Raw genomic sequence first — 11,853 nt, forward strand, 5'->3', positions numbered from 1 at the left:
AATTGCAACTGAGTTGCAATTCTGCCATAAAGCCCTCTAGGCCGCGAGCGCTACCTTGCGTTGCGTGCAGGCGACAGTGCGAGGCTGGCGTCGCATGGTCGACCGGCCGGCATCAAGATGGGCAACAAAAAAGGCATGTCGTGAAGACATGCCTTTAGCAAACCGAGGGGCCCGACTGACAAACTTGCCGCCACCGCGCGGCATCGGGCCGGATTGCGTGATGCGATCAGTCGCCGAACAGCTTTTGACGCAGTTCGCGACGTTCCTGCGCTTCGAGCGACAGGGTGGCCGTCGGGCGGGCAAGCAGACGCGGAATGCCGATCGGCTCACCGGTTTCCTCGCACCAGCCATACTCGCCGGAATCGATGCGGGCGAGCGATTGCTGCACCTTCTTCAGCAGCTTGCGTTCACGATCACGGGTACGCAGTTCAAGTGCGTGCTCTTCTTCGATCGTGGCGCGGTCAGCCGGGTCCGGGACGAGAATGGTTTCCCGAAGGTTCTCGGTCGTTTGACCGGCATTGCGCAGAATGTCAGCTTGCAGAGTTTCCAGACGATCCTTGAAGAAGGCGAGTTGATCTTCATTCATGTAGTCCTTCTCGCCCATCTTCAGAATTTCGGCCTCGGTCAAAAGTCTTTTCTTGCTCATGGGTTTTTGTGGCGTCTCTTTCGGATAGTCCGGCGACGCCCCTGCAGCAGATGGGACGTCTTGCTTACCGGCGATGCCGCGGGCGGCTTCTTGGGTTACGTTCCTGCCGGACGATTGGGGCGCGGCCTTTTTGGCGGCGACCTTCTCGCCCGTCTTCGATTTGCCTGCTGGAGCACGCTTGGCACCCGCATCCGGCGCCGGGTCAGACCGGCGCGTGGGGCGTGCGGTGGCAGTCTTGCGAGAGGCGGTGGCCATGGCGGTGCTCCCCTGCCTACCCCCCGGAATGCCGCGTCAATTCGCTGGCGACAGCCCAGTGGGCAGGTATTGTAACCGAATCATCGGAAAGCCCCGGTTAAGGGGTTTCCCGTTGATCGATTCGGCAGTCCCGTTCAGACCAGACAGCGCTCCAGCCCTTGCAGGATGATGTCTTTCGGCAGCTCGGCACCAATGAACACCATCTTGGTGTTCGGCGTCTCTCCGGGTTGCCATTTCGTGCCCACGTCACTACCCATCATCTGGTGCACGCCCTGGAACACGACCCGGCGGTCGATGCCGCGCATATTTAATACGCCTTTATAACGCAATAAGCGTTCGCCGTACACCTGTAGGATGCTCCCGAGGAAATCCTCCAGCTTGGCCGGATCGAATGCCTTTTCGGTGCGGAAGACGAACGACTTGATGGCGTCGTCGTGATGCGCATGGTGGTGCCCGTGGTCGTGACCCTCGTGAGCGCATTGGCCATGATCGTGATCGCAGTGCGCGTGGTCATGGTCATGGTCATGGTCATGGTCGTGCGAGTGCTCGTCGGCGGCCAGGAAGTCCGGATCGATATCCAGCTTGTCGTTCAGGTTAAAGCCGTGGATATCGAAAATCTGCTTGAGGTCGGCCCGGCCGAAGTCGACCACCTGCTGCGGCGCGCGCGGGTTCATGTGCGCGAGACGATGCTTCAGATCGTGCAGCACCTCGGGCGTGACCAGATCGGCCTTGGTGATGAACAGGCGGTCGGCAAAGCCCACCTGACGCTGCACCACTTCGTGTTGATCGAGCTGTTGCGGGCCGTGTTTGGCGTCGACCAGCGTGATGATGGCGTCGAGCCGATAGGTGTCGGCCACTTCGTCGTCGATGAAGAAGGTCTGCGCCACCGGGCCGGGGTTGGCCAGGCCGGTCGTCTCGATCACCACGCGATCGAACTGGATCTTGCCCGCATCGCGCTGGCTGTTCAGATCGGACAGGGCCTGCACCAGATCGCCGCGAATCGTGCAGCAGATGCAGCCATTGCTCATCTGCACGATCTGCTCGGCGTTCTCCTGCACGAGGATGTCGTTATCGATGTTTTCTTCACCGAATTCGTTTTCGATGACGGCAATCTTCATGCCGTGCGCTTCGGTCAGGATGCGCTTGAGCAGCGTGGTTTTCCCGCTGCCGAGAAAACCGGTCAGGATGGTGACGGGGGTCATGAATGCAATGTCCTGTTGTGAAGCGGCTTGCCCGTTGCCGCCTGAAAGTCACCCACTCTACCCGAGGTGACGAAAAGCGGCTTGGGACGCGTCAGTTGGGGGCGCCCGCGCACTGTGCGCAAGTGCCGTGAATCAGCAGCTCGACCTGTTCGCCCACGAAACCCTTGGGCAGGCGCTTGAGTTCGCGCTCACTCAGTTGGGGATGCTGGGGCCAATCGTCAAGACAGAAGGTCCGGTGACAGCGTACACAGCGGAAATGACCGTGTTGCGTATGCGGACGCGGCGATGCGGCACGTTGCGGGTCGACATGCTCGGCCATGACGAAGCGGAAGATCCGGTCGTCGCCCGCCTGCTTGATGGCCCACCCCTGCGCGACCAGCCAGTCGAGTACGCGGTAGGCCGTCACGCGGTCGAGCGGATCGGCGTCGGTGGCCAGATCGGCCAGCACTTCCTGATGAGTGAGCGGCCGGCCTGCCTTGAGCAGCAAGGCCAGCACACGCACACGCCCCGAGGTCACGCGGCCCGATTGCTCCTGCAAGCTCGTGCGCGCAGCTTCCAGATACGGTTGTAGTTGAGTAAGGCTCATGAATCGATTTAAGCACAGCGCCGCCAGCGCTGCAACCGAGTTGCAAAAGTGAGGACTCGGCCTCGAGCGTCGGAGGGACGGCTCGAAAGTGACTGAAAGTGTACGAGCAATGCGTCATACAATTGACACAAAAAACACCCCTTGCCATGTCGCCCACCGCTCTCGCTCTAGTCGTTACCGCCGCATTCCTGCATGCCACATGGAATTTCCTCGCCAAACGCATCGACACGAGCGAAGGGGGCGGCCCGCAACTCGTCTTCCTCTATGCGCTGCTCACCGTCGTGCTCTACACGCCGCTGGCGCTGTTCTTCCTGATCGGTGCCGACGCCGGTTGGCCAACGGCACTCGGTTGGGTTGTCATCGCCGCCAGCGCCTTGCTGCACTATGGCTATACCCTGGTCTTGCAGCGCGGCTACCGGGTGGGCGATCTGTCGGTCGTCTACCCGCTCGCGCGCGGCACCGGGCCATTGCTGTCGTCGCTGGGCGCCATCGTGCTGCTGGGCGAACGCCCAGGCTGGCTGGCGCTCGCCGGCATCGGGCTCGTGGTGGGCGGCGTGCTGGTGATCGCCGGCGGCGAGCGCCTGTTCCGGCGCGGCAGCATGCATGCGGGCGCCGGCTGGGGCGTGCTGACGGGCGGATTCATCGCCGCATACACGCTGGCCGACGCCTACGCCATTCGTACGCTGCTGCTCGCGCCGCTTGTCTATTACTACCTGGAGAACGTGCTGCGGGTGGTGCTCTCGGCCCCGATGGCGTGCTCGCGCCCTGCACGCATCGCCATGCTCTGGCAGTCGAACTGGCGCAAGATCGTGCTCATCTCGCTGATTTCGCCGATGTCCTACTTTCTGATACTCACCGCGCTCAAATACGCGCCGGTCTCGCACGTCGCCCCGGCGCGGGAGATGTCGATGATGGTCGCCGCGCTGCTGGGCGTACGTCTGCTGGGAGAAGGTGAGATGCACCGCCGCGTGGGCGGTGCCGTGCTGATCGCGTTGGGTGTGGTCGCATTGACGCTGGGCTGACGCTCACAATAGCGAGCACTTACATACGCTGCAACCAAAGTCCCTTGAGGTATTCGCCCTCGGGGAATTGCGTGAGCATGGGGTGATCCATGCCAGCCGACAGGCGGCGCAGAATGCGCGCGTCGACACCGGCATCGACCGCTGCCCCCGCCACGATCTTCTGAAACAGCGCCGCGTCGATGGCGCCCGAGCACGAGTACGTCAGCAACTGACCGCCCGGACGCAGCAGGCGGAAACCCGCCATATTGATGTCCTTGTAGGCCCGGGCGGCACGATCCACGTGATGGGCCGACGGGGCGAACTTGGGCGGATCGAGCACGATCATGTCGAACGTGCGTCCCTCTTCGCGCAAAGCGCGCAGGGTCTTGAAGACGTCGGCATCGCGCCACTCGGCGCGGTTGGCGTCGAAACCGTTGAGTTCGACGTTACGCGCGCCGATGGCCAGTGCCTCGCCCGACGAGTCGATGGACAGCACGCTCTGTGCGCCGCCCGCCAGCGCCGCCAGCGAAAAGCCGCCGGTGTAGCAGAAGCAATTGAGCACGTCGCTGCCCTTGGCCTGTTGCTGTACGAGCAAACGGTTGTCGCGCTGGTCGATGTAGAAGCCGGTCTTGTGTCCGTTGCGCACGTCGACGTAATACTTCACGCCGCACTCGTATGTCGTCAGGAGGTCGGGCGCTTCCGGCGGCTCGGCGCCCGCCAGCACGCCGGTGATGCTCGGCAGGCCTTCGCGCTCGCGCACGGCGGCGTCGGAGCGCTCATAGACGTTCGGGCAACCGGTCGCGCCGGTGAGCGCGCGCGTGATCGCATCCTTCCAGGCTTCTACGCCCGCGGCCATGAACTGGCACACGATCTGGTCGGTCACCGGCGCGCCGGGGGCCGATTGATAGCGGTCGACGATCAGACCCGGCAGACCGTCGGCCTCGCCGAAGATCAGGCGCGTCGCGCCCGTGTCGTGCACCATCTGCTCGCGATAGGCCAGGGCCGCCGACACGCGACGTTTGAAGAACGCGTGATCGACCGGCTCGTTCTCGTCGAACGTCCACACGCGGGCACGGATGGCGGAGACCGGGCTGAACGCGGCGCGCGCGAGAAAGCGCCCGTCGGCGGCTCGCACCACGACCGTTGCGCCGGAAGCCGGCTTGCCGTCCACGCGCGCCACGGCGGTGGCGTAAATCCAGGGATGACGGCGCAGCAAGGACTTTTCTTTGCCGGGCTTGAGGGTCAAGGTGTTCATGCGGGACGGACCAACGGTTGCAAACGGAATGGCGGCAAGTCGCGCGGGGCACGCGGCGGCGTCGCCTCTCGGGGGCGACGTCCGGCAAACGGACAACATGCGGGACTTACTGGGGAAGGACGCGATTCTACACTGAGTCGCACCGCCCGCCGCAAAGCTCAGGTCTTCTTGCGCGAGCGCGGATGCGCCTGATCGTAGACCTTCGCGAGATGCTGGAAGTCGAGCTTCGTGTAGATCTGCGTGGTCGAAATATTGCTGTGGCCGAGCATCTCCTGCACGGCACGCAGATCGCCGGACGATTGCAGAACGTGCGTCGCGAACGAGTGACGCAACATGTGCGGGTGGACGTGGGTCGGCAACCCGGCCGCCAGTGCATGACGTGCCAGCCCCTGCTGAACCGCGCGCGCGCCGATACGTTTGCCGCGCGCCGAAAGGAAGAGGGCATGCAGCTCGGCCGTCGCCAGTGCCGTGCGCATGTCGAGCCAGAGCGAGAGCGCTTGCGCCGCCTTCTCGCCCACGGGCACACGACGGCGCTTGTTCCCTTTGCCGGTGACGACCACTTCGCGTTCGGGCAAGTCCAGCCAACTCGCGGATCGATAACCGTCGGCTTCCATATAGCGATGATCGAGCCCGGTCAGCTCCGACAGACGCAACCCCGACGAGTACAACAGTTCGAACATCGCCCGGTTGCGAACGGCCTCGGCGGATGTGCCGCAGACGTACTCGACGAGCGCCGACGCCTGATCGGGCGACAGCGCCTTCGGCAACGGCTTGGGCTGTTTGGGGGCGCGCACCCCTTCGACAGGGTTGGCGGCCAGCGGGGTTCGCTGCGCGAGCCACGCGAAATAACCGCGCCACGCAGAGAGCTTGCGGGCAATCGAACGGCCGACGAGACCTTCGCTGTGCAACTGCATGGCAAAGCGGCGAATGTCGCCGTGCTGAAGCGATTCGAGCGAACGGCCATGCGCCAGACGCTGCAACTGGCGCAGGTCGCGCGTGTAGTTCTCGAGGGTCAATGCCGCGAGCTTGCGCTCGCTGGCGAGCGAGGTGAGGTAGCGGCGAATGCCGGGTTCCAGCGGCGTGTCGGACAACTCAGGCGTTTCCGCTTTGCCGGCACGCTCATGGACGCCGGCCGCCTTGGGCTTGCGGGCGTGAACCGGCGAGGGGCCGCCGGTTCGGGTGTTGGCTGCGGCCCCGTTGGCAGTGCGTGGCGATCGGGTCGACGTGACCATGAGGTGCCGGAAATGAAGTCGTCAGCTCGCCACGGACCCGGCGGGCATGAGTTGCTCAGTCGTCTGCGCGCAGCTTGCCGAGCGCCGCCCCCGCCAACTCGCCGATCTGCGTCAGGAAATCGGTCGCCATGCCTTCGTGGAAACGGCGGGCGTCTTCCGACCCCATGACAAGCAGGCCGAAGATCGGACCTTCAGGCATTTGCGGATCGCGCAGTGCAAGCAATGCGACAGACGCCGGATCGCTCGACGCACCTAGCCACGTCACCGCTTCGAAGCCGGTATTGGCGCCGCAATACGGCGTGGCCAGGCTCGACGCGAAGATCTTCACCTCTTCGCTCACGCTGCGGGCGAAGTCGGCGGGTTGATAGGGTGCGGCTACGTTCCAGAGACGCACTGCCGCAAACGGCACGTCGAAGACGTCGCGCAGACCCCGGGCAATCGCATCGGGCAGGGCATGAGGATCGCGCTCACCGAGCAGACCGAGGGTCCAGCGATGCAGTTTTGCCGAGATGTCGTCGTTTTCGTGACCATAGCGCATCAGTTCGGCGAGGCGTCGCTCGATCTGTTTGGTCTTCTCGCGCTGCATCTCGATCTGGCGCTCTTGCAGCGACACCGCACGCTGGCCGTGCGGGCTGGTGAGCCGCACACCGGCCAGCAATTCGGCATGGCGCTCGAAGAAGTCGGGATGCGCGATCAGGTATTCCGCAATATCTCGGTCGTTCATGAGTGTCCGTCTGCTGTTCGTCAACTGCTGCCAGCCGCCCTCGAGCACAAGGGTGGCCCGCGGCCGCCTGGGTCGCTAAATCAGAATCCGTGAGAAACCAATATCGTACTGCCCTGCGCTCCGGGCACCGCGCCGTCGCCGGCGTTTTACGTCAGATCTCGATCGTGCCTTCAAAGACCGTGGCGGCCGGCCCCGTCATGATGACCGGGCCGCTTGCGCCGTCCCAGTCGATGGTGAGCGTGCCGCCATGCGTTTCGACGGCCACGGGCGCGCTCAGCAGCCCGCGGCGAATGCCCGCCACCGCAGCCGCACACGCACCGGTGCCGCAGGCGAGCGTCTCGCCGGCACCGCGCTCGTACACGCGCAGACGCACCCGATGCTTGTCCACCACCTGCAGAAAACCGGCGTTCACGCGGCGCGGAAAGCGGGCGTGACGCTCGATCAGCGGGCCGTCCGTCTCCACTGCGGCGGTATCGACGTTATCCACCACTTGCACGGCGTGCGGATTGCCCATCGAGACTACGGAAATCCACGTCGTCTTGCCAGCCACGTCGAGCGGCCAGAGCGTGTCGTCGCCTTCGCGGCGGCCTTCCAGACCACTGGCATCGAACGGCACGTCGGACGGTGTGAGGATCGGGGCGCCCATATCCACGCTGACCTGACCATCGTCGCGCATCGTCAGCGAAATCACGCCCTGCTGCACTTCGACGCGCACCGAGCGCTTGTCGGTCAAGCCCGTGTCGTGCACGAACTTCACGAAGCAGCGCGCGCCGTTACCGCAATGCTCCACCTCGCCGCCGTCGGCGTTGAAGATGCGGTAGCGGAAATCCACGCCCGGCAACGTCGAGTGTTCGACAAGCAAAAGCTGATCCGCGCCGACGCCAAAATGACGGTCGGCGAGCGCACGCCACTGTTCGGGCGTGAAATCGATGGTCTGCGAGATGCCGTCGATCACGACGAAGTCGTTACCGGCACCTTGCATCTTGGTGAATTTAAGCTTCATGCCCGCTATTGTAGTGGAGAAGATCGACGCGCATCCGGCACCGGTCAATACACGCCCGGCTCGCCGGGCGGACGCGTCTTGAAGCGCTTGTGCACCCAGTAGTACTGCTCCGGCATCTTGAGAATCTGTTCTTCGAGGAACGCGTTCATGCGGCGCGCATCGGCGTCCGGGTCGCCGCTCGGGTAGTTTTCCCACACTGGGAACACCTTGAGACGGTAGCCCTTGTAATTAGGCAGCACCTCGCCGATGAACGGCAGGATCTGCGCCCGGCCAACTTCGGCGAGGCGAGAAACCGACGTCAGCGTGCAGGCCGGGACGCCGAAGAACGGCACGAACGTCGAGTTTCGCGCGCCGTAGTCCATATCGGCCGCCAGCATGACCGGCTTGCCCTTACGGAACATACGCAGTACGTCGCGGGCGCTGTCGCCGCGCGGGATCATTTCTGCGTCGAAACGGCCGCGCTGCTCGCGCGCCATGGCGTCGAACGCCGGGTTCGACATCGGCGTGTAGAGCGAGGCACAAGGCCGGTGCAGCGAGTAATTGATGAACACCGAGCCCGCCTCGATGCCGACGAAGTGGAATCCGAGCAGGATCGTCGGCGGCATGTTCGGGTCGCGCAGATCGACCGCCGAGTCGAGTTCGATAAGCCGTTCAAGCTTCTTGCCGTCGGCGAACCATTGCACGCTGCGCTCCGCATAGCTGCGAATGGCGTGCACGAAAGACGCCTTGGCAACGCGCTCGCGCGTCGCGTCGTCCCAATGGGGGAAACACAGACGCAAATTGGTGTGCACCACACGCTTGCGCGAGCTAGGAAGCGCGTAAAGCACCCGACCCAGGCCGGCGCCGAAACGCGCGACCCAACTATAAGGGAGCAGATTCAGCCCGCGCAGCAGGCCAACGCTAAGGTAATAGCCGATGGACTTCTTGGGAGTAGTTGCCATGTCGCCAGCAAAATTTCTTCAGGGGCGTATAATAATCGACATCGCCGAGTTAACTGACAACTTGCGGGGCGATTCGAGTGGGCCACCCTATCAGGCAGCACATTCGACCAACTTTCCGCTAAAGCGTCGCCGCTTCCCCTCCGATGACGGCTACGTGAGTCGCCAAGTTCATTTAGAGGAGCCAGAAGTGGCGAACGATTATCTCTTTACCTCCGAATCGGTTTCTGAAGGTCACCCGGATAAGGTCGCTGACCAGATTTCTGACGCCGTTCTCGATGCCATCCTGAAGCAAGACAAATACGCCCGCGTTGCTGCCGAGACGCTTTGCAACACGGGCCTTGTCGTGCTGGCTGGCGAAATCACCACGACCGCCACAGTCGACTACCAGCAAGTCGCACGCGATACGATTCGCCGCATCGGTTATGACAACACCGACTACGGTATCGATTACAAGGGTTGCGCGGTGCTGGTCGCCTACGACCGCCAGTCGCCGGACATCGCCCAGGGCGTGGACCGCGCGCATGACGACAACCTCGATCAAGGGGCCGGCGACCAAGGCCTGATGTTCGGTTACGCCTGCGACGAAACGCCGGAACTCATGCCGCTGCCGATCTACCTGTCGCACCGTCTGGTCGAGCGCCAGTCGCAAGTGCGCCGCGATGGCCGTCTGCCCTGGCTGCGCCCGGACGCCAAGTCCCAGGTCACCATCAGATACGAAAACGGCCGTCCGCACAGCATCGACACCGTCGTGCTCTCGACGCAGCATGCGCCTGACATCGGTCTGGAAGCCCTGCGCGAAGCCGTGATCGAAGAAGTCATCAAGCCGGTGCTGCCGGCCGACCTGATCAAGGGCGATATCAAGTTCCTGGTGAACCCGACCGGCCGTTTCGTGATCGGTGGCCCGCAAGGCGACGCCGGCCTCACGGGCCGCAAGATCATCGTCGACACGTACGGCGGCGCCGCACCGCACGGCGGTGGCGCGTTCTCGGGCAAGGACCCGTCGAAGGTCGACCGTTCGGCGGCCTATGCCGGGCGTTACGTTGCGAAGAACATCGTGGCCGCCGGTCTGGCCACGAAATGCGTGATTCAGGTCTCGTACGCCATTGGCGTGGCCCGTCCGACGTCGGTCATGGTCAACACCTTCGGCACCGGCAAGATCAGCGATCAGCGCATCGCCGAGCTGGTCGAGAAGCACTTCGATCTGCGTCCGAAGGGCATCATCCAGATGCTCGACCTGCTGCGCCCGATCTACGAGAAGACCGCCGCCTATGGTCACTTCGGCCGCGAAGAGCCGGAATTCTCGTGGGAAGCGACCGATCGCGCCGACGCCCTGCTGGCCGACGCTGGCCTGCGCGCCGTGGCCTGATCGAGAGTGCGTGACCCGGCGCTCACCGGTCGAAACCGGTGAGCGTCAAACAAAACCCCCGCCCGGGTCAAACCGGCGGGGGTTTTGTTTTGTCCCGGCGCCCGTCGCCCGACGCGAGGGCTTCCGGCAGAGATCCGTCAGCGCAGCAACTGCCGGATCATCGCGGCGAACACCTTGCCGTAGGGCGGATTGAGCAGTCCGGCACCGTTCCAGCGCGCCTGCCGGAAAATCGGCTTCTCTTTGGAGAACGTGCGAAAGCCCGCCTCGCCGTGATACCCGCCCATGCCCGATGCGCCCACCCCACCGAACGGGAGGGCATGCTCGGCAACGTGCAGCAGCGTGTCGTTGATCGTCACGCCGCCGGAAATCGTGCTGTCCACCACCTGATCGATGCGCGAGTTGTCGGTATCGAACACATACAACGCCAGTGGACGCGGACGCTCATTCACATACGCGATAGCGGCGTCCAGGTCGTCGTAGGGCACCACGGGCAACAACGGCCCGAAGATCTCTTCGCGCATTACGCGCATGCCGTCGTGCACGCCGGTGAGCACCACGGGCGGCAGACGTCTGCGCGACGCCTGTGCCGGGGTATCGAACAACTCATACGACGTGGCGCCCTGCGCCGCCGCCTCGGCCGCCAGCCCGGACAACCGTTCGAAGTGCCGTGCCGACACGATGCTCGTGTACTGCGGATTGTTTACGGCATCCGGGTAAAGACGTGCCGCCACCTGTTTCGCCGTCGCCACGAAAGCATCGAGCTTCTCGCGCGGCACGAGTACGTAGTCGGGTGCCACGCACGTTTGCCCCGCGTTGACCAGCTTGCCGAGCATGATGCGCTCCACGGCATGCTCCCAACGTGCACCCCGCCCGATGATGGCAGGCGACTTGCCGCCTAGTTCGAGGGTCACGGGGGTGAGATGCTCGCTCGCCGCACGCATCACATGATGGCCGATGGACGTCGCCCCGGTGAACAGCAGATGGTCGAACGGCAACGTCGAAAACGCGCGGGCGGCCTGCGCATCGCCGGTCACGACCGTCACCCATTCCGGCGCAAACGTCTCGGCCACCGCCGCCGCGAAAACCTCGGCAAAACGTGGCGTGACTTCCGACACCTTGATCATCACGCGATTGCCTGCCGCCAGTGCGTCGGTCAGTGGGCCGACGGCGAGGAACAGCGGGTAATTCCACGGCACGATCACGCCGACGACACCCAAGGGTTGCGGGACGACCGCCCGCCGCGCAGGCAGCAGCCAGAGATTGGCCCAGCCTCGCGAGCCACGCATCCAGCGACGCGTGTGCGAAAGGGCATGCTTCAGATTGCCGTGCGACGGGAATAGCTCGAGCATGTCCGTTTCATGCACCGAGCGGCCGCCGAAATCTTCATCGATGGCGTTGGCGAACGGCTCGCGATACTTGTGCAGCATCGCTTGCAGCGCCTTCAAATGACGCTTGCGCGTGGGCCAGTCGACGTGCGGCGAGGCGTCGTGGGCACGGCGCATCGCGTCGAAACGGGGGGACAGCAGCGCGCGCGCAACGTCCTCGTCGGCGGAGGTATCCTGCGCCGACGTCACCGGCCCCGCCTCATGCAAACTGTCCAGTTCAAGGTTATGTCCCATGCCGTCTCCTCCCTGTGACCGCC

11 protein-coding genes are annotated in these 11,853 nt (G+C 64.0%); 2 read left to right on the forward strand and 9 right to left on the reverse strand.

What is annotated here, in order from left to right:
• Positions 1-226: 226 nt before the first annotated feature.
• From dksA to C266_RS20300, 3 genes are all read right to left on the reverse strand, one after another.
• The gene (gene dksA / locus C266_RS20290; protein ID WP_010805609.1) at positions 227-646 is read right to left on the reverse strand and encodes an RNA polymerase-binding protein DksA; all 420 of its coding nucleotides are present in this window, start codon (positions 644-646) and stop codon (positions 227-229) included.
• 389 nt (positions 647-1,035) lie between these two features.
• A complete protein-coding gene (locus C266_RS20295; protein WP_010805610.1) occupies positions 1,036-2,103 on the reverse strand; it encodes a GTP-binding protein in 1,068 nt (355 codons plus the stop codon).
• Between the two features lie 91 nt (positions 2,104-2,194).
• Positions 2,195-2,689, reverse strand: a complete 495-nt coding sequence (locus C266_RS20300; RefSeq protein ID WP_010805611.1) for a Fur family transcriptional regulator — start codon at positions 2,687-2,689, stop codon at positions 2,195-2,197.
• Positions 2,690-2,835: 146 nt separating this feature from the next.
• On the opposite strand from C266_RS20300, the gene C266_RS20305 reads away from it, so the two are divergent.
• On the forward strand, positions 2,836-3,711 hold the full coding sequence (locus C266_RS20305; RefSeq protein WP_010805612.1) for a DMT family transporter: 876 nt from the start codon (positions 2,836-2,838) through the stop codon (positions 3,709-3,711).
• A gap of 19 nt (positions 3,712-3,730) precedes the next feature.
• On the opposite strand, the gene C266_RS20310 is transcribed toward C266_RS20305, so the two are convergent.
• The 5 genes from C266_RS20310 to C266_RS20330 all read right to left on the reverse strand — a co-directional run bounded on the left by C266_RS20310 (position 3,731) and on the right by C266_RS20330 (position 8,845).
• The gene (locus C266_RS20310) at positions 3,731-4,945 is read right to left on the reverse strand and encodes a class I SAM-dependent rRNA methyltransferase (RefSeq protein ID WP_010805613.1); all 1,215 of its coding nucleotides are present in this window, start codon (positions 4,943-4,945) and stop codon (positions 3,731-3,733) included.
• Between the two features lie 158 nt (positions 4,946-5,103).
• Positions 5,104-6,177: a tyrosine recombinase XerC gene (gene xerC / locus C266_RS20315; protein WP_010805614.1), complete on the reverse strand. Its 1,074-nt coding sequence runs from the start codon at positions 6,175-6,177 to the stop codon at positions 5,104-5,106.
• 55 nt (positions 6,178-6,232) lie between these two features.
• Positions 6,233-6,901, reverse strand: coding sequence for a DUF484 family protein (locus tag C266_RS20320; protein ID WP_010805615.1), 669 nt, complete (start codon positions 6,899-6,901; stop codon positions 6,233-6,235).
• Between the two features lie 151 nt (positions 6,902-7,052).
• Positions 7,053-7,904: a diaminopimelate epimerase gene (dapF, locus tag C266_RS20325; protein WP_010805616.1), complete on the reverse strand. Its 852-nt coding sequence runs from the start codon at positions 7,902-7,904 to the stop codon at positions 7,053-7,055.
• Between the two features lie 44 nt (positions 7,905-7,948).
• On the reverse strand, positions 7,949-8,845 hold the full coding sequence (locus C266_RS20330; RefSeq protein ID WP_010805617.1) for a lipid A biosynthesis lauroyl acyltransferase: 897 nt from the start codon (positions 8,843-8,845) through the stop codon (positions 7,949-7,951).
• 187 nt (positions 8,846-9,032) lie between these two features.
• Here C266_RS20330 and metK point away from each other — a divergent pair, with 187 nt between their 5' ends.
• Positions 9,033-10,211 (forward strand): methionine adenosyltransferase, encoded by a 1,179-nt coding sequence (gene metK / locus C266_RS20335; protein WP_010805618.1) that lies wholly within the window; start codon positions 9,033-9,035, stop codon positions 10,209-10,211.
• Positions 10,212-10,348: 137 nt separating this feature from the next.
• Here the strand turns inward: metK and C266_RS20340 are convergent, their stop codons facing one another.
• Positions 10,349-11,713, reverse strand: coding sequence for a coniferyl aldehyde dehydrogenase (locus tag C266_RS20340; protein WP_036663913.1), 1,365 nt, complete (start codon positions 11,711-11,713; stop codon positions 10,349-10,351).
• Positions 11,714-11,853: the final 140 nt, after the last annotated feature.

It is taken from the genome of Pandoraea sp. SD6-2, assembly GCF_000389825.1.
In the GTDB taxonomy this organism is placed as follows: Bacteria; Pseudomonadota; Gammaproteobacteria; order Burkholderiales; family Burkholderiaceae; genus Pandoraea; species Pandoraea communis.